At 74.4% G+C, this 16,517-nt stretch carries 16 protein-coding genes and 1 tRNA gene; 4 read left to right on the top strand and 13 right to left on the bottom strand.

Annotated features, from left to right (window positions below):
* Window positions 1-20: 20 nt before the first annotated feature.
* The 10 genes from AC068A_RS01500 to AC068A_RS01455 form a co-directional block, all read right to left on the bottom strand.
* The gene (locus AC068A_RS01500) at window positions 21-1,688 is read right to left on the bottom strand and encodes a peptide-N4-asparagine amidase (RefSeq protein ID WP_478579129.1); all 1,668 of its coding nucleotides are present in this window, start codon (window positions 1,686-1,688) and stop codon (window positions 21-23) included.
* 227 nt (window positions 1,689-1,915) lie between these two features.
* Window positions 1,916-2,224 (bottom strand): hypothetical protein, encoded by a 309-nt coding sequence (locus AC068A_RS01495; protein ID WP_478579127.1) that lies wholly within the window; start codon window positions 2,222-2,224, stop codon window positions 1,916-1,918.
* A gap of 59 nt (window positions 2,225-2,283) precedes the next feature.
* On the bottom strand, window positions 2,284-2,550 hold the full coding sequence (locus tag AC068A_RS01490) for a GlsB/YeaQ/YmgE family stress response membrane protein (protein ID WP_478579124.1): 267 nt from the start codon (window positions 2,548-2,550) through the stop codon (window positions 2,284-2,286).
* 71 nt (window positions 2,551-2,621) lie between these two features.
* The gene (locus tag AC068A_RS01485; RefSeq protein ID WP_478579121.1) at window positions 2,622-2,870 is read right to left on the bottom strand and encodes a hypothetical protein; all 249 of its coding nucleotides are present in this window, start codon (window positions 2,868-2,870) and stop codon (window positions 2,622-2,624) included.
* A 62-nt stretch (window positions 2,871-2,932) separates the two neighbouring features.
* Window positions 2,933-3,505, bottom strand: a complete 573-nt coding sequence (locus AC068A_RS01480) for a TerD family protein (RefSeq protein WP_478579118.1) — start codon at window positions 3,503-3,505, stop codon at window positions 2,933-2,935.
* A gap of 112 nt (window positions 3,506-3,617) precedes the next feature.
* Complete coding sequence (locus tag AC068A_RS01475) at window positions 3,618-4,814, bottom strand: vWA domain-containing protein (RefSeq protein ID WP_478579116.1); 1,197 nt, start codon at window positions 4,812-4,814, stop codon at window positions 3,618-3,620.
* 5 nt (window positions 4,815-4,819) lie between these two features.
* Window positions 4,820-6,010, bottom strand: coding sequence for an AAA family ATPase (locus AC068A_RS01470; protein WP_478579113.1), 1,191 nt, complete (start codon window positions 6,008-6,010; stop codon window positions 4,820-4,822).
* A complete protein-coding gene (locus tag AC068A_RS01465; RefSeq protein ID WP_478579111.1) occupies window positions 6,007-7,821 on the bottom strand; it encodes an ankyrin repeat domain-containing protein in 1,815 nt (604 codons plus the stop codon). The genes AC068A_RS01470 and AC068A_RS01465 overlap by 4 nt, the downstream gene beginning before the upstream one ends.
* Complete coding sequence (locus tag AC068A_RS01460) at window positions 7,818-8,957, bottom strand: leucine-rich repeat domain-containing protein (RefSeq protein WP_478579108.1); 1,140 nt, start codon at window positions 8,955-8,957, stop codon at window positions 7,818-7,820. Before AC068A_RS01460 ends, AC068A_RS01465 begins: the two co-directional genes overlap by 4 nt.
* 59 nt (window positions 8,958-9,016) lie before the next feature.
* Window positions 9,017-9,089: transfer RNA gene (locus tag AC068A_RS01455), tRNA-Arg, on the bottom strand.
* 503 nt (window positions 9,090-9,592) lie between these two features.
* Between AC068A_RS01455 and AC068A_RS01450 the strand changes: the two genes are divergently transcribed.
* Window positions 9,593-10,408, top strand: a complete 816-nt coding sequence (locus AC068A_RS01450; protein WP_478579106.1) for a glutamate ABC transporter substrate-binding protein — start codon at window positions 9,593-9,595, stop codon at window positions 10,406-10,408.
* Window positions 10,409-10,646: 238 nt separating this feature from the next.
* Here the strand turns inward: AC068A_RS01450 and AC068A_RS01445 are convergent, their stop codons facing one another.
* Window positions 10,647-11,213, bottom strand: a complete 567-nt coding sequence (locus tag AC068A_RS01445; RefSeq protein WP_478579103.1) for a DJ-1/PfpI family protein — start codon at window positions 11,211-11,213, stop codon at window positions 10,647-10,649.
* Between the two features lie 374 nt (window positions 11,214-11,587).
* On the opposite strand from AC068A_RS01445, the gene AC068A_RS01440 reads away from it, so the two are divergent.
* The gene (locus AC068A_RS01440; protein WP_478579100.1) at window positions 11,588-11,896 is read left to right on the top strand and encodes a DUF3040 domain-containing protein; all 309 of its coding nucleotides are present in this window, start codon (window positions 11,588-11,590) and stop codon (window positions 11,894-11,896) included.
* Window positions 11,897-11,921: 25 nt separating this feature from the next.
* On the opposite strand, the gene AC068A_RS01435 is transcribed toward AC068A_RS01440, so the two are convergent.
* Both AC068A_RS01435 and AC068A_RS01430 read right to left on the bottom strand, forming a co-directional pair.
* A complete protein-coding gene (locus AC068A_RS01435; protein WP_478579097.1) occupies window positions 11,922-13,577 on the bottom strand; it encodes a beta-N-acetylhexosaminidase in 1,656 nt (551 codons plus the stop codon).
* A 72-nt stretch (window positions 13,578-13,649) separates the two neighbouring features.
* A complete protein-coding gene (locus AC068A_RS01430) occupies window positions 13,650-14,867 on the bottom strand; it encodes an MFS transporter (protein WP_478579094.1) in 1,218 nt (405 codons plus the stop codon).
* A 202-nt stretch (window positions 14,868-15,069) separates the two neighbouring features.
* On the opposite strand from AC068A_RS01430, the gene AC068A_RS01425 reads away from it, so the two are divergent.
* Window positions 15,070-15,552 carry a MarR family winged helix-turn-helix transcriptional regulator gene (locus tag AC068A_RS01425; RefSeq protein ID WP_478579091.1) on the top strand — a complete coding sequence of 161 codons (483 nt, stop codon included), beginning with the start codon at window positions 15,070-15,072 and terminating at the stop codon, window positions 15,550-15,552.
* A gap of 7 nt (window positions 15,553-15,559) precedes the next feature.
* Window positions 15,560-16,261 carry a ribonuclease H family protein gene (locus tag AC068A_RS01420; protein ID WP_478579088.1) on the top strand — a complete coding sequence of 234 codons (702 nt, stop codon included), beginning with the start codon at window positions 15,560-15,562 and terminating at the stop codon, window positions 16,259-16,261.
* The last annotated feature ends 256 nt before the right edge of the window (window positions 16,262-16,517 follow it).

Here is a 16,517-nt window from a genome sequence, read left to right as displayed (position 1 = left end):
CATCGTAGGCGGCGCCGCCGTCAACAGCGTCGCCGGTCCTCCGTCAGCAGGCCCTGCACGGTGGTGACGGTGCGGTCGTAACATCCGCGCGGCGCTCCGGCCCCGTACAGCCGGTAGCGCTCGGTGCTGGTGCCGACGGCGTGCCGCTGCTCGCGCGGCACGTTCGCCGTGTAGCTCGCGTCGCCCGTGTACGTGTCGTCGAGGCGGGTGCGGTCCACGGTCCGGCCGCCGCGCAGGGTCGTGGTCTCGGCCCGGTCGCCGAGCGTGATGACGGTGCGCAGCCGGTCCCCGGCGCCGAGGGTGGTCTCGCCGTCCATGGTGTACGTGCGTGCGGTGCGGGTGGTGGCGTGTCCGCGGGTGACGCTCTCCTCGTCGGTCCAGGTGCCCGTCAGGGCGTCCTGGTTCTCGCCGTCCGTCCAGCGGTGCACGGAGGTGTTGCGGACGGTGCGGGTGACGGTGGTGGTGAGCCGGCCGTGGGAGGTGTCGAGCCGTCCGGAGACGGTCAGGCGGTGCCCGCCCTCGGTGTCGAGGCGGTGCGGGGTGCCGGCCGTACCGGGCGTCCAGGGGCTGGAGTTGGCCGGTTCGCCCTCCTCGTGCCGGGTCAGGGAGCCGGTGACGACGGCCCGGCCCTCGTCCTGCCACAGCAGCAGGTTCGCCGGGGTGCTCCAGCCGGTCTGCCCGGCCGGGACGCCGGCGACGGACACCTCGATCCGGTGCTCGCGGCCGTCGTTGAGGAGCGCGGCGAAGGGGGTCAGGTCGTAGACGACCGGCCGGACGTCGAAGGCGCGCGGTGCGGGAACCACGTACCAGAGGAAGGGGTTGGACCAGCCGCCGGTCCACACGTGCGGGAAGGGCGCGGCGATGCCGGCGAGCCGTCCGTCGACGGAGATGCGGACCTCGCGGTAGGGGCCGCCGGAGGCCTTGCAGGAGTACGGGGCGGCGTCGGGGGTGGTCATGTACCAGTACTCCTCGCAGCCGCCGCCGGAGCCGGTCGCGTACACCTCGGCGAGGATCCGCTCGGTGTTGCGCGGGGTGGTGACGGCGGGACTGGTGAGCGGGAGGACCCGGTCGGGGGTGTCGGGGGCCGCGGTGTGCCGCTCGGCGGCGTGGAAGGTGAGGGTGGCCTTGACGTCGATGACGCCGGTGTAGGTGTCGTTGACGACGTTGCCGATCAGCATCTCGACGGGCTGGGGCCGGCTGAGGGTGTCGCGGTAGCGGGTGACGTCCTTCTCGACGGACCAGGTGATGCCGTCGGGTGAGGGCTCGGGGGTGGAGGTGCGCAGGATCTCGACACCGCCGAGGGAGAGGTGGCCGAGGCGGTCGTACTGGCGGCCCTTGACCTTGCCGTCGAGGCGGAGGACCACCTTGGCCCAGGGGCCGGTGCCGCAGCCGGCGGGCGGGGTGTAGGTGCCGGTGTACGGGGTGAAGTCGCGGAACTGGGCCTCGGCGAGGGTCAGTTCGCAGGACCGGGTCGCGGGGCGCTCGATCGGCGGGGCCGCGGTGAGCGGGTCGTGCCAGTCGGTGCCGAACTCGGCGGGCGGCTCGTCCGCGGTGGCGGCGGCCGCCGGAGCGGGCGGGGGCCCGGCGGCGTGCGCGGGCCCGGAGGCCTGCGCGGGGCCCGCGGCGGCCAGGGCGGCTGCGGCGAGCGCGAGCGCGCCGAGCAGGCCGGTGATCCGGTGTCGTGTCATGGCCCCGCAGTGAATCCCGCCCCCACCACCCGCCGCCAGGCCCCCGGCCCGCCCCGTGGCCGGATCCCGCCTCCGTCGGCGGGACCGTCCTGGTGCGGCGGGGCGGGCCTTGGACGGCGGGGTGGTCGGGCGGGGCGGGCGGGTCAAGGCCGGCCGGCTGCCGCCGGGCAGGGCCACGACGCCGTCGTCGTCCGCGCACCCGGTGTCCCCGGTCCGGGACCGGGTCGTCAGGCGGGGTGCTCCCGGGCGATCGCGTGCAGCACGTCCGCGAGCCACACCAGGTGGTGGCCGACGGCGCGGTCCGGGTCCGCGAGCAGGTTCCGCAGGTGCTGCCAGGACTCCGACAGCTGCCCGATCGTCAGCTCGTCCGGCTCCTCGGTGACGTCGAAGCGGCGGTCGGGCGGGACCGACCAGAAGTGCTCGTGCTCCAGGGGCACGGCGCCGTCGGCCGCGGCGGTCTGTTCGAGGTGGCGCAGCAGCACGTCGAACGAGGCGCGCAGTTCGGCGAGGGGGACGTACAGGGGCTGTCCGGTCATGGACGCCATCGTGCGCCCTCTGCGGGGGCGGTCCGGTGTGGCGGCGCCGGGCCGCCCGGTCAGTCGCGGGAGTGGCCGAAGAGGATCCGGTAGCCGATGAGCAGCACCAGCGAGCCGGCGATCGCCGAGCCCCAGGTGGCGGGGTCGTAGAACTCGTTGGCGATCGGCTTGTCCAGGAACTTCGCGGAGAGCCAGCCGCCGGTGAAGGCGCCGGCGATGCCGATGAGCGTGGTGCCGATCAGGCCCCCGGGGTCGCGGCCCGGCAGCAGGAGCTTGGCGACGGCGCCGGCGAGCAGCCCCAGGATGATCCAGCTGACGATCCCCATGCCGTGTGACTCCGCTCTCCCGTGCCTGGTAGCTCTCGGGGAGAAGGACGCAGGGAGTGCCGGAACGGTTCTCAGCCCTGGCGGGTCCCCGCACAGGCGACCGCCGCGACGAGCACCGCGGCCGCGGCGAGGCCCCCGCAGGCTCGCCGGCGGCGCACCGCGCCGTGCGAACAGGAGGCGAGCACCGACCGGTTCGACCGGTAGGACAGCAGCGAGCGGTGCGACAGCGCGCTGAGCGCGGAGCCCGTGCTCAGGCAGGAGCCGGCGGAGCCGAGCGGGAGCGCGGAGCCGACGAGGGGCTCGTGGCGGGCTGCGGACACCCGCCGCCCGGGATCGTACGGGTCGGCACCCGGCGCCCCGGCCCCCTTTCACCCCTGGCGGGTCAGGGCCCTTCGGCGCCCATGACCCGGACGAACTCCTCCGCATCGGCGTCGAAGCCCCGTACGGCGGTGTCCAGCAGCCAGCCGCTCGCGCCGTCGCGCGTGAACCGGGCGACGGTGGCCGCGGTGGCGTGCGGGACGGAGGCGAAGTCGGTCACCGCGAGGTCGGTGTGGCCCTCACGGATCCGGACGCCCGTCCCCCCTATGGCGGCGAACGTCTTGCGGTGGCCGCCGCGCGGGCCGGCGTCCTGGATCAGCACGCCCACCACGACCCGCACCGACTCCGGCCGCATCCGGTCGAGTTCGAGGGTCATCACCTCGTCGAAGCCGAAGCCCTGGCCGGTGCGGCTGTCGCGGTTGAGCGTGATGGTGCCGTCGGGTGAACGGCTGCCGAAGTGGACGACGTGGACGGGCTCCCCGTACGGGTCGGCGGCGCCGTAGACCGCCGCCACGATGTCCATGTCGTTCGGGGGCGTGCCCGCGGGGCTCGGGTCCCACCGCAGCGCGACCTCGACCTTCGCCAGGCTCTTGCGAACTCCGCTCACGGGACCGCTCACCGAACTCCCCCTCCGCATCTCGGGTGTTGCCCGGCCATGCTGTCATGCGGGGGCGGCTCCGGCGCGGGCGACCGCATGTTCCCGGCCATTCGGGAGCCGGGATGCGCGGTCCCGCTCCGGCGGCCCGCCCCTACGATTCGGGGGCGACCCGGACGGTCTCCACCCAGTCCGGGGGCTGCGGGGCCCCCTCGCCGATCAGCGCGGCGATCAGCCGGCAGGACGAGGGCTCGTCGGGCCATGGCGTGAAACCGTCGGTCAGGACGACGACGATGTCGGGCCGGTCCGGCATCGCCAGCGCGGCACCGATCCCGACCCGCATGTCCGTGCCGCCCCCGCCGGCCAGGGCCACCTGGTCGGCGCTGGTGACCCGGGCGACGGCCTGCACGTCCGCGTCGCAGGCCAGCACCGCGACCCGGTTGCCGCGCACCCCCACCTCCCGCAGCACGCCGGTCACTTCGGCGAGCGCGGCGGCCAGGTCGTCCTCCCCCATCGACCCCGAGGTGTCGATGACGATCGCGACCCGCGGCAGCGGCCGGCGCAGGCTGGGCAGCACCACCCGGCCGCCGAGGGCGGGCGTGCGGCGCGAGGGACGCCGGTAGGTGTAGTCGACGGCGCCGGCCGCCCAGGCGGCGGCCTCCCGTACGGCCCCGGTCAGGGCGCGCCGCCAGTCGACGGTGGGCTCCAGCACCTCCATCGCCCAGCGCTGCCAGCCGGCCGGGAGGGTGCCCCGGCTGCGTTCGTGGGCGCGCATGGCCTGGGCGGTCTGGCGGCGCAGCGCCTCCGCCTCGACCGGGCTGATCCGGGCGCCGCCCGCGGTCTCGCCGAGCTCCCAGGGGGCCGGCACGCCGTGGGCGCCCGAACCGCAGTCGACCCGGTGCCGCGGGGTGGGCGGGATCGACGGCAGGTACGTCTCGAACATTCCTCCGGTGGGCAGGCCGAACAGGCGTGGCTCCATCCGCCCCTCGGGCAGGGCCAGCCCGTCGGCGAGGAGGTCGTCGTTGATCTCGCAGTCCTCGGCGATGTTGATCCGGACCTGGTCGCCCTGGTCGGCGGCCGGGAGCCGGTCGGCCCGGCCGTGGTGGTCGCGCAGCAGGTGGGCCGCCTCGTGGATCCACACGCCGGCGAGTTCGGCCACGGGGGTCGCGTCCACGAAGGCGGGCGAGACGTAGCAGCGCCAGTGCCGGTCCACGCCCATGGTCGGGACGGCCGTCGAGGGGACCACCGTGAGCGCGTACAGGGCCGAGGCCAGGTAGGGCCTTTCCTCCGCCGCCCGGTAGCGGGCGGCGAGCAGCTTGGCCCGGTCCAGGCGGGGCTGCGCCGTGTCCACGGCCGTCAGCCGCTGCCGGGCAGCGCGCCGGAGAGCTGGAGCAGTTCGACGAACGCGTCGATGCCGGAGGGCACCGGCCAGTCCAGGTCGCGCATCGCGGCGAGGTCGGCGGCGGCTCGCGCGGCCACGTCCGGCACGCCCGCGTCCACGGCCTTGGCCAGCACCGTCCAGCCGGCCTCCCAGCGCGGGCGGGTGAGCTCGCCCTGGACGGCCGCGACCACGGCGATGAGGAAGGCCAGCTGCCGGTCGCCGCGTTCGGGCAGGGCGAAGGCGTCCGGATCGGCCAGTACCCGGTCGGGGTCGGGCAGGTCCAGGTTCTCCAGGTACGACAGCAGCTCGATGCCGGCGGCCTCGCCGACGGCTCCGGTGAGCGCGGTGGCCAGGGCCTCCCGGCCGGCCCCGGCCGCGTACCCGGTGGCCAGCAGGCGCAGCGCCATGTCCCAGGTGCGCGGGGACGGCCAGGCGCGGCCGCGGCCCTCGGCCTCGGTCGGCATGTGGTGGACGAGGCCCGGCCGGGCGGTCAGGAAGCCGGAGACCACGCCGCGGGCCCGGGCGACGGCGCCGGAGACGCGGGCCGGGTCCACGGCCGGGAGGGCCACCTCGGGCCAGGTGCCGGCCATGCCGCGGGCGACGGTGCGCGGGCTGTGGGTCCAGTCGAGGTGGACGAACCGGTTGGCCAGGGGCGGGCTGAGGTGCCAGCCGTCCGCGGCGCTGGAGGGCGGGTTGGCGGCGGCCACGATCCGTACCGATTCGGGCAGGACGAGGCTGCCGACCCGGCGTTCGAGGACCACGCGCAGCAGGGCCGCCTGCACGGCGGGCGGGGCGGAGGACAGCTCGTCGAAGAAGAGCAGGCCGTGTCCGGTGCGGGCGAGGCGTACCGCCCAGTCCGGCGGTGCCATGGGCACACCGGTGGTGGCGGGGTCGTCCCCGACGATGGGCAGGCCGGCGAAGTCGGAGGGCTCGTGGACGCTGGCGATGACCGTCTCCAGCCCGATGCCGAGGGCATCGGCGAGCTGCTGCATGCCGGCGGACTTGCCGATGCCGGGCTCGCCCCACAGCAGGACCGGCTGGTTGGCGGTCACGGCCAGGGCGAGTGCTTCCAGTTGGGGGTTGGTGGCGGGCTCGGTGCGGGTGGCGCGGAGCCGGGCGCCGAGGTCGTCGGCGGCCGCGAGGGGGCCGGGCGGCTGGGGGCTCATGCGTCGTCGTCCCCGTATTCGGCCTCGTATTCGGCGTTCATGGCGTCGCGCTCGTCCATGTACTCGTCGAACCATTCGGAGCCGATGCCTGGGAACTCCTCCTCCACCCGGGCGCGCAGGAAGGCGAGATCGGTGCGCTGGTAGCGGCGGATCACCTGGGCCAGCGACAGTTCCATGTCGTCGATGACGTCGATCCGGGAGCCGGCCTCGATGAGCGCCCGCACCAGGTCGGCGGAGCCGCCGTTCTGGACGGCCACCTGCAGCGGGGTGAGGCCGGCCTTCGACTCGGTCTCCACGTCCAGCCCCGCCGCCAGCAGCCGCGACAGCAGCACCTCGTGGTCCATGAGGTGGAGAACGTGCAGCAAGGTGTGCCCGCGCCGGTCCCGGACCCGCGGGTCCATGCCGGCGTCCAGCAGCGCGACGACTCCCGGGGTGTCGCCGTGCTGGGCGCGCAGGAACAGGTCGCGCATCTCGGCCCGCAGGGCACGCGGCAGCCGCCCCTCGCCCGTGGTCCAGTCGTGCTGTACGGCGAAGCAGCCGGCGACGGCGCCGCCGAACGCGCGCATGGCGCGCTCGCGCTGCTGCTCCTCCGCGGTGTGCGCCGGCAGGTCCAGTGCGCCGCCCTGCGCGCGCACCTCGTGCCACTCGCCGCGGCAGCGCACCCGTACCGGCTGCGCCGGGGACGTTCCGGGCGGGCCGGAGGCGGGTCCGGCCTCGGGGAAGAGTGCCTCGGCGACGAGGGGGTGCAGTTCGCGCGGGGTGATGCGGCCGGTGCGGACCAGTTCGAGGTCGGGCAGCCGCTTCCGGGCGAACAGGGGCATCCTGGCGGTCTCCTGCGGCGTGTCCCATCCCGTTGCGACGGCGGACAGGCGCACGCCGTGCGCGCCCACCGGCTCCACCGCCAGGGCGCCGTTCCACTGCACGGGAATCCGGAACCTGCCGCCTTCGCCCGCCTCCGCCAGACGGCGCACCTCCGCTTCGAGGCGGGCCAGATCGAAGACGTCGGTGGCCATCAGCTCCCGCGGGTCCACCGGACGGCCGTACGTCGACGTGGGCTCGGGGACGGCCATGTCCCGTTCGGCGCCGACGGCTTCGTAAGCCGCGTCGTACTCGCCGCGGGCCTGCAGCAGGGCTACCCATTCGGCGTGTGCGGCCGGGTCCGCCGGGCCGGGGTCGGCGGTGGGCAGCTCCTCGGGGCCGAGCGGTGTGCCGTCCGGGCGGAAGAACGGCAGCCGGTCCGCGCCGCCGGTGAAGTGCTCGCGGAGTTCGGCGGTGTGCCGGGCGTCCCAGAGGGATCGGGCGGCGATCCAGTTCTCGGGGGTGTAGCTCGCCCGGTGGTGGTCGACGAGGTGGTTCTCCTCAAGGGGGTCGACAGGGGTGCAGCGCAGCCTCAGCCGCTGCGCCCCGTCGGCCTGCGGGCCGGTCGTGACGGAGAGGACCGGTGCGGCGGGGCCGGCTCCGTAGCGGGCGAGCAGCACCCGCGTCTCGGAGGCGTAGGTGGTACGGCCGCCCAGGAGGCGGGGCAGGTGCCAGCGGACCAGGTCCGGGGCGAGGTGGTGCAGGTCGTCCTCGACCGCCTCGGCGACCGGCCTGCCGTGGTCGGCGGCGATTTCGGACAGGTCGAAGGTGACGTCGACGGCGGCGGCCGCGCAGGCGGCGCGCCAGTCGCCGGCGAGCCGGTGCCCGGTCGCGCGCTCGATCATCCAGCCGGGCACGGCGTAGCGGCGGATCCGCTGCCATGCCGGGCCGTCCTCCTGGAGGAAGCCGCCGGGCAGCCGGTCGAGGGCGCGGTCCTCGGGGCGCGCGTTCATCGGTACACGCTCGTGATGGCGCTGAGGTCGGGGTGGGCGCCGCGGGCGGGGCGCAGCCGGCCGGCGAAGGAGCGCTTCACCTTGCGGGGCAGGCCGGGGCCGAGGCCCACGTACTCCAGGGGCGAGCCGTCGGGGACGGCGGCCAGCAGGCACTTCGCGCCGCGTCCGGTGAGCCCGGTGTGGCGCAGCTCCAGGCGGCGCAGCGGGCTGCCGGGCAGGGCGGCGGCGAGCGCGTACGCCCCTTCGTCGCCGGTGGTGTTGCCGGTGGAGCCGAGGCTGCGCTCGGACAGGGCCCGGCCGAGGTCGAGGGCTTCGATGCCGCCGAGGGCGTCGGCGAGGGCCCGGGCGCCGGCGGGGCCGATGCCGTTGCCGCCGAGTCCGAGGCGGACCGGGCGGGCGGGGTCGGCGGCCGCGGCGGCGGCCAGGACGGCGGTGCCCTCGTCGCCGAGGTGGTTGGCGGGGAGGTACAGCTCGCGGACGCCGGCCTCCCGGATGAGGGCGGCGAGGAGCGGGGCGTCGTCGGCGGTGAGGCCGTTGCCGCCGAGGAAGAGGCGTTCGATCGGGGTCTCGCGGGTGCGGAGGGCGTCGAGGAGGAGGCGTACGCCGTCGCTGCCGATGCCGGTGTTGACCAGGTCGAGGGTGCGCAGGGTGCGGTTGCGCCGGAGCAGGGCGGCGAGGGTCGCGGCGCCGTCGGCGAGGACCGGGTTCCGCTTGAGCCAGAGGGCCTTGACGGAGGTGTCGTCGGCGAGGGCGTCCGCGAGGGCGGCGACGCCGTCCGGGCCGATGCGGTTGCAGCCGAGGTAGAGGGTGTGCAGGCCGTGGCCGTCCGCGAGGGCGCCGGCGAGCGCACGGGCGCCCTCGTCGCCGATGGAGTTGGTGCCGAGCAGGAGGTGCCGGGCGTGCGGGGAGCCGGCGGCGACGGCCGCGACGCGGGCCGCGCCCGCCGGTCCGAGGCCCTGCTTGCACAGGTCGACGCGGCCGTCGGCGCGCAGGGTGCCGATCGTGAAGGCCTCGTCGGCCGCGACCTCCTCGGCCGCGGCGAGCCGCACGAGCAGCGGGTCGAGGCCGGCCGGGTCGGCGAGCGGCAGGTCGGGGTGCTCGATCGCGGGGCACCGTACGGGTATCGACCGTGTCATCACCACTCCACCGGTTCCTTCGCCGGTGCCCGGCGTCCACTGCGGCATGAAAGAAGGCGCAAGACCGGTCGGATTCGAACCGACGTCCTCCAGCTCGATGCTTGGGCGCGACGACCTCTGCGCTACGGCCTTGCTGCGGAGATCATAGCCGCTTTTCGGCCACAGTCGATCACAAGTTTGAATCCGTGGCCGATCGACTGCCACTGATGGCGGGCGCCCCGCGGGGCCGCCGTCGCCACACCCGGTGTTGGACCTGGCATCAGGTCACCGGCCGGCGTTCTGCATGGCTTTGCCCGGACTCGCGGCGTTTCCGGGAGGCGAGCCACTCCGGCGGCACGATGTCCGGATAAATCGGATGCATGCCCCTTTCGCCAATAAACAGGGCATTTCCATTGACCTGCCCCGAAGGGGGCACCCCGCGCGCGCCCTTTTATCCCGTTCGAAGGCGCAATCGACGCAGAAATGTCGGTCGAGCCGGATCGTTACCTCAAGTTTTGCTCAATTCCAGTGACACCGCGGCGGCGGCATTCCTAGCTTCCTCGTACACGCGTCTTGACGCTTTTCACGTTCCCGCGGTTTCACGCGTTCCGGCGATCCCGCTCCGCGTCCCGCGTCCCAAGGAAAGAGTGCACAACATGAGGGTTCCCAAGGCTGGTGCGATGGCCGTGGTCGTCGGCATCGCCCTGACCGCCACCGGCTGCGGCGGCGACGAAGGCCCCAAGGGGACCCTGCCGATCGGCATCAAGTTCGACCAGCCCGGTGTGGGCCTGCGCGAGACCGGCGGCGTCTTCTCCGGCTTCGACGTGGACGTCGCCAACTACATCGCCAAGGAGCTCGGCTACAAGCCCGAGCAGGTCGAGTTCAAGAAGGTCGACAGCTCCGACCGCGAGCTCCTGCTCCAGTACAACGAGGTCAAGTTCGTCGCCGCGAGCTACTCGATCAGCGACAAGCGCAAGGAGAAGGTCGACTTCGCCGGCCCGTACTTCACGGCCCACCAGGACCTGCTGGTCCGCGCGGACGACGCCACGATCACCAAGGCCGAGGACCTCAACAACAAGAAGCTGTGCTCCGTCTCCGGCTCCACCTCCGCGCAGAACGTCAAGGAGAAGCTGGCGCCCAAGGCGAGCCTGCTGGAACTCGGCGGCTACTCGGAGTGCGTCATCGCCCTCCAGGACGGCCTGGTCGACGCCATGACGACCGACAACGCCATCCTCGCCGGTTACGCCGCCCAGAAGGCCAACATGGGCAAGTTCAAGCTCGTCGGGCTGAGCCTGAGCAACGAGAGCTACGGCATCGGCGTCAAGAAGGGCAACAAGGAGCTGGTCGACAAGGTCAACGCCGCCCTGAAGAAGATGGTCGCGGACGGCTCCTGGGACGCCGCCGTGAAGAAGAACTTCGGTCCGGCCAACTACCGCAACGAGCCCGCCCCGCAGATCACCACGGGCAGCTGACGACGCTCGGCGCGGTGGCGGGGTCCGACCGGTCGGAGTCGAAGGCGGCGTTGACCGCCCACAGGCGCCCGCCGTGCACCGCCGCCGCCGTCGGCTCGTCGTAGCGCGGGGCGGTGACCGCGGTGGTGGAGCGGCTCCGGTCGGTCCTTCCCGGCTCACCACACCGTCGCCGCCCCGTCAGTCCCCGGCCCGGACCTTCACGGGCAAAGGGGGAGCGTCCCCTTCTCCACCGAGGGGGTCAGGCCGTCGAGGCCTCGACGGCGAGGACCTTGAGGAACTCGCGCATCCACGCCGGGTGGTCGGGCCAGGCGCGTGCCGAGACCAGCTTGTCGTCGACGACGGCCTCGGAGTCCTCGAAGTCGGCGCCGGCCGCCTTCATGTCCGGCTGGAGCGCCGGGTACGCGGTCACCCGCCGGCCGTCCAGCGAACCGGTCGCCGCGGTGATCAGCGGGCCGTGGCAGATTTGGGCGATCGGCTTGCCGGAGGCGGCGAAGGCGCCCAGGATCCGCTGCACGTCGACGTTGTTGCGCAGGTACTCCGGCGCCCTGCCGCCCGGCACGACGACGGCCGCGTACCGCTCCGGGTCCACGTCGGCGAAGGCCACGTCGGCGGGCCAGGTGTAGCCCGGCTTCTCGGTGTAGGTGTCGAAGCCCTCCTCGAAGTCGTGCACCACGAACCGCAGCTGCTTCACCGCGGGCGCCGCGATGTGGACCTCGTACCCCTCCTCGCGCAGGCGCTGGTACGGGTAGAGGACCTCCAGCGACTCCGCCGCGTCGCCGGTCACGATGAGGATCTTCACTGCCATGGGCTGCTCCCGGTAGGGGTGTTCGCACGGTCGTGGTCTTCGCATCCGCCCGGTCGCTGCCGAGCCCCGGCCACCCTGCCCGTGCTCCGGGCTCCTGCCAAGAGGGCCATCACCCGATCGGATGAGCGGGACGAAAAGAAAGTCCGGGCTCCCTGCATGTGGGCCTCACGGAGAACCTCCTCGGCCGTCCGCCCCGCCGGCGCGACCCGATCGCCGTACCGGCCGCTGCCGCGCACCGCGGACGCGGCCGTGGACGACCACCCGGAGCGGGTCGACTCCGTCCGGTGACCCAGGGTTGGCCGCCTTGCGGACCGGGTATCCGCAGGTCAGAGGCTGCGGCAAGCACCCTGCGGCGGCAGCCGACGGAGGTCGTCATGGACGATGCCGGACTCTCCGACCGCGAGCAGCGCACCCTCTCCGCGATCGAGGCGGAACTGAGTCAGGACCGCTCGCTCGACCGGATCCTGCGCTTCGGCCGGCTGCGCCACCGTGCGATGGCGGCGTGCGCGCTCGGCGCAGTGACGGTGGGACTCCTGATCGCGGCCTCGATCACCGTGTCCCTGCCGCTGATCTGGGGCTTCGCAGCAGCTTGGACCCTGACGGTGGCCATGGCGCTGCCGCTGCTCGCCCAGTGGCTCCGGCACCGCTGGCAGGTCCGGGACCACACGGACCGGGCGGGCTGAGGCCGGCGGACTGAAGCCCGGAAGCCTAGGACCCGGCGGGTTGGAGCCGGTCGGCGAGGGCCTTGAAGCCGGACCACGGCTGCTGTGGGGGCCGGGCGTCCCAGACCTTCTGGGACAGCGCGGCCAGCGGCAGCCGGATCCCGTCGGCCACTTGGGCCTGGGTCTGGGCGCCGGCGAGGTCGCTCCAGACGGCGAGCCGGGCGCCCAGGATCTGCTGCCCGTACCGGGCGGGCACGGGGGTGGTGCCGCGCAGGACCAGCGGGGTCCACTCCTCGTAGATCCGCCGGCCGGTGGGGTACGTGAACTGGTTCGGCTGCCCCAGCACGTAGTACAGGTACTCGTCGTTGAGGTTGACGACCTTGCGGCCTTCGTCGAGGTACGAGAGCGGCGGCCGGGCCCCGATCTCGCGGCCGGTCCAGTACTCGGCCTGGATGTCGCGGGCGGGCCGTGCCACCCCGCCCGCGAACAGGCCGTCGTTCCACGCCTTGGGCACCCTGCCCGCCGGGCGCACCACGCCCGCCCGGTCGTTCAGCCAGCCCGTGGCGAGGTCGCGCACCCGCGCCGAGGACCCGTACCGCTGCCGCGCGGCCTGTGCGAGCTGCGGGAAGGAGGCCTCCGGGTCGCGGTAGACCAGTGCCTGGTACTCGTCGGCCCCCAGGTGCCAGGTGGTGCCGGGGAACAGCGGCAGGTACTCGCGGAGCAGTTCGTCGACGAGCCGGGCCGCGGCCGGGTTCGAGATGTCCACGGCGCCCTTGACCGCCCGGCCCTGTACGTCGCGCAGCTGGAGGTCGGGGTGGGCGCGCAGCACCGCGCCGAGGTGGCCCGGGGAGTCGATCTCGGGGACGACGGCGATGTGCAGGCGGGCGGCAAGCCCGTTGATCCGCCGGACCTCCGCCTTGGTCAGGTGGGGGGTGGAGACGATCTCGGGGTGGGTGTCGGACTGGATCCGGAAGGCCTGGTCGTCGGAGAAGTGCAGGCCGAGCTGGTTGAGCTTGAGGTCGGCCATCTCGCGCAGCCGGGCCTCGATCCAGTCCGCGGTGTAGTTCTTGCGGGCGATGTCGAGGTTCAGTCCCCGCTGCGGTTTGGCCGGCGCGTCGCGCACGGTGCCCTCGGGGGCCGAACCGGCCGCCTTCACCGCCTGTTTGAGGGTCCGGGTGCCGTAGAAGACCCCGGCCTGGTCGGGTCCGGTCACCCGGGCGCGGCCGTCCCGCACGGTGAGGGTGTACGACTCGGGGGGCCCGGAGGCCGGTGCGGCGAGGGCGAGTTCGACGTCTCCGGGGCGTGCGGCGGCTTTGTCGGAGAAGCCGAGCCGGAGTTCGCCGGCGAGCAGCCTGCCCTCGTCGGCGAGGGCCGCGCTGTTGGCCGCCGGTACGACGACCCGCGCGCCGGGGGCGGGCTGCCATCCGGGGCCGCGGGCGGGGGTGTGCTCGCGTACGGCCGGGATGGTGCGCGGGGCGGAGGACAGCGGATGGGCCGGTGTCGGCGAGGGGGCGGCCGGCCCGGTCGCCGGGCCGGTGCCGGGGGCCTGCCCGGTCGGGGCGGTCGGGGCCGCGGGGGCGCCGCCCGGGCCGCGGCCGTCGTCCGGGGCGGCCGTGCAGGCAGGGACGGCAAGGACGACCAGCGCGGCGACGGTGGCCGTCGCGAGGGCGTGGCCTCTCCTGTACTGCCGGTACCGCGTCATGATGCACCCGTGTCCCCTGTTACCAACGTGGCACGGGGGACACGGGCTCGCGACTCGGCGTGGATCGGCGGGTCAGCGGCGGGCGGCCGCGGGCGCCGGGGCGCCCTGGGCGGCTGCGGAGGCGGCAGCAGCGGCGACGCGCCCCGGGCGGGGAGCCGTGCGCCGTTCCAGCGCGCCGGAGACGAGCGCGAGGACCAGGGCGGAGCCGGCCAGGGCGGAGCCGACCCAGTTCGGGGCGGTCCAGCCGAACCCGGCGGCGATGACGAGCCCGCCCAGCCAGGCGGCGAGCGCATTGCCGAGGTTGAAGGCGCCGATGTTGACGGCGGAGGCCAGGGTGGGCGCGCCGGCGGCCTGGTCGAGGACCCGCTTCTGGAGCGGGGGCACGGTCGCGAAGCCGAGGGCGCCGATGAGGACGACGGTGATCGCGGCGCCGGCCTTGGAGTGGGCGGTGAGCGTGAAGAGGGCCAGGACGAGGGCCAGGGCGCCCAGGGAGGCGTACAGCATCGGCATCAGCGCCCGGTCGGCGAACCGGCCTCCGAGGAGGTTGCCGGCGACCATGCCGAGGCCGAAGAGGACGAGGAGCCAGGTGACGGAGGTGTCCGCGAAGCCGGCGACCTCGGTCATCATCGGCGTGATGTAGGTGATGGCGGCGAAGACCCCGCCGAAGCCGAGGACGGTCATGGCCATCGCGAGCAGCACCTGGACGTTGGTGAAGGCGGCCAGCTCGTGGCGGATCCGGACGCCCTCGGGCCGGGGCAGCTCCGGGACCAGGCGGGCGATGCCGAGCAGGCCGAGGGCGGCGACGATCAGGAAGGTCGTGCGCCAGCCGAGGGTCTGGCCGACGAGGGTGCCGAGCGGGACGCCGACGACGTTGGCCACGGTCAGGCCGGTGAACATCATGGCGATGGCGCCGGCCTTCTTCTCGGGGGCGACGAGCTCCGCGGCGACGACCGAGCCGATGCCGAAGAAGGCGCCGTGGGCGAGGGAGGCGACGACGCGCCCGGCCAGCATGGCGCCGAGGACGGGGGCGAGCGCGGAGAGCACGTTGCCGACCACGAACAGGCCCATGAGCAGCATCAGCATGCGCTTGCGGGGGAGGCGCGTGCCGAGGACGGTCATCAGCGGGGCGCCGAGGACGACGCCGAGGGCGTAGCCGGTGACGAGGAACCCGGCGGTCGGGATGGAGACGCCGTAGTCGGCGGCGACCTCGGGGAGCAGGCCCATGATCACGAATTCGGTGGTGCCGATCCCGAAGGCTCCGATGGCCAGGGCGAGCAGTGCGAGAGGCATGAGGGGGGTTGCCCTTCAGGGGTGGGGTGGTGCGGGCGCGGCAGCAGCCAGAACGATTGCGATCGCCGATTGCCTGCGTCCACATTAATTGCAGACGCGGAATATTTGCAAGCGCGGGCTATTGCGTCCGTCGCCTATCCTGGAGGCACCCGCGTACGGGGGAACCGGCCCGGACCGGGGATTGACCTGCAAGGAGGAGCCCATGACGGCCACGGACAGCGCGCCGACCGCCCTCGCCCAGGGCTGGTGCGCCCTCTCCCTGCTGCACGGGCGGATCGAGGCGCACATCGAGCGGGCCCTTCAGGCCGAACACGGGCTGAGCGTCCGCGAGTACTCGCTGCTCGACGTCCTCAGCCGCCAGCACAGCGGGCCGGGCGGCCACCTGCGCATGAACCAGGTCGCCGACGCGGTGGTCCTCAGCCAGAGCGCCACCACCCGGCTGGTGAGCAGGCTGGAGGACCGCGGGCTGCTGAACCGCTACCTCTGCGACACCGACCGGCGCGGCATCTACACCGACGTGAGCGAGGCCGGCCTGGCCCTGCTGGCCGCGGCCCGGCCGACCAACGACACGGCGCTGCGCGAGGCCCTGGACGAGGCCAGGCTCAACCCCGGGCTCGCCCCGCTGGTCGCCGCGGTGGAAGACATCCGGCCGCCCGGCACGGGCGCTCCCGCAGGTGGGGCATGATCGAAGCATGTCTGAACGGATCATTGCCGCCTGCGACGGGGCGGCGAAGGGCAACCCGGGGCCGGCCGGATGGGCGTGGGTCATCGCCGACGCCGAGGGCCGCCCGGAGCGCTGGGAGGCCGGCCCGCTGGGCCGGGCCACCAACAACGTGGGCGAGCTGACCGCCCTGCAGCGGCTGCTGGAGGCCCTCGACCCGGGGACGGCCGTCGAGGTGCGGATGGACTCGCAGTACGCGATGAAGGCCGTCACCCAGTGGCTCCCCGCCTGGAAGCGCAACGGGTGGAAGACCGCGGCGGGCAAGCCGGTGGCCAACCGGGAGCTCGTCGAGCGCATCGACGAGCTGCTGGCGGAGCGGGACGTCGAGTTCCGCTACGTCCCTGCGCACCGCACGGACGGCGACCGGCTGAACGCCATCGCCGACCAGGCCGCCAGCGACGCGGCCGTCTCCCAGGAGGCCGCCGGCACCGCGCTCGGCAGCACCGACCTGCCCGTGCCGGAGCCCGGCCGCGCCGCCCCCGCCCGCCGGCCCTCCGGCACCCCGGCGAAGAAGACGGCCGCGGGCCGCGGCCGCGCCTCCGTCAAGGCGAAGTTCCCCGGCAGCTGCCCCTGCGGGAAGCCGTACGCCACCGGCGAGACCATCGCCAAGGTCGGCGCCCGCTGGGGACACCTCGCCTGCGCCACCGCCTCCGGCCCGGCCGGGGCCGCTTAGCCCGCGCTTAGCCCGGCCTGCTCGAGCTCGGGCTTGGGCTCGGGCTCGGGCTCGGGCTGCGGAGCGGCGAGGACTGCACCGGGGTCCCCGGCGGCGGCGCCGACGGGGACACGGACCGAGCCGGGCCCGTCGGGGGTGCCGACCGCTCCCCCGACGGGCCCGGCGACGCACCGGGGGACGGCGTCGACCGGGTCCCCGGCCCCGTGGGCGGGGACGACGGCACCGCAGACGGCTCCGGGCTGCCGGACGGGCCCGG

This window comes from Streptomyces sp. NPDC043854 (assembly GCF_056436005.1).
The sequence above is the reverse complement of the archived record's forward strand: the minus strand, read 5'-3'. Positions and strand labels throughout refer to the sequence as shown.

Bases quoted from the DNA above. Each gene is read 5' to 3' on its own strand.
- AC068A_RS01445 (WP_478579103.1), bottom strand. From the start codon at position 11,213: ATGGCAGTGAAGATCCTCATCGTGACCGGCGACGCGGCGGAGTCGCTG.
- AC068A_RS01435 (WP_478579097.1), bottom strand. From the start codon at position 13,577: ATGACGCGGTACCGGCAGTACAGGAGAGGCCACGCCCTCGCGACGGCC.
- AC068A_RS01460 (WP_478579108.1), bottom strand. From the start codon at position 8,957: ATGACACGGTCGATACCCGTACGGTGCCCCGCGATCGAGCACCCCGAC.
- AC068A_RS01495 (WP_478579127.1), bottom strand. From the start codon at position 2,224: ATGACCGGACAGCCCCTGTACGTCCCCCTCGCCGAACTGCGCGCCTCG.
- AC068A_RS01425 (WP_478579091.1), top strand. From the start codon at position 15,070: ATGACGGCCACGGACAGCGCGCCGACCGCCCTCGCCCAGGGCTGGTGC.
- AC068A_RS01430 (WP_478579094.1), bottom strand. From the start codon at position 14,867: ATGCCTCTCGCACTGCTCGCCCTGGCCATCGGAGCCTTCGGGATCGGC.
- AC068A_RS01420 (WP_478579088.1), top strand. From the start codon at position 15,560: ATGTCTGAACGGATCATTGCCGCCTGCGACGGGGCGGCGAAGGGCAAC.
- AC068A_RS01450 (WP_478579106.1), top strand. From the start codon at position 9,593: ATGAGGGTTCCCAAGGCTGGTGCGATGGCCGTGGTCGTCGGCATCGCC.
- AC068A_RS01465 (WP_478579111.1), bottom strand. From the start codon at position 7,821: ATGAACGCGCGCCCCGAGGACCGCGCCCTCGACCGGCTGCCCGGCGGC.
- AC068A_RS01440 (WP_478579100.1), top strand. From the start codon at position 11,588: ATGGACGATGCCGGACTCTCCGACCGCGAGCAGCGCACCCTCTCCGCG.
- AC068A_RS01490 (WP_478579124.1), bottom strand. From the start codon at position 2,550: ATGGGGATCGTCAGCTGGATCATCCTGGGGCTGCTCGCCGGCGCCGTC.
- AC068A_RS01470 (WP_478579113.1), bottom strand. From the start codon at position 6,010: ATGAGCCCCCAGCCGCCCGGCCCCCTCGCGGCCGCCGACGACCTCGGC.
- AC068A_RS01480 (WP_478579118.1), bottom strand. From the start codon at position 3,505: ATGCGGAGGGGGAGTTCGGTGAGCGGTCCCGTGAGCGGAGTTCGCAAG.
- AC068A_RS01500 (WP_478579129.1), bottom strand. From the start codon at position 1,688: ATGACACGACACCGGATCACCGGCCTGCTCGGCGCGCTCGCGCTCGCC.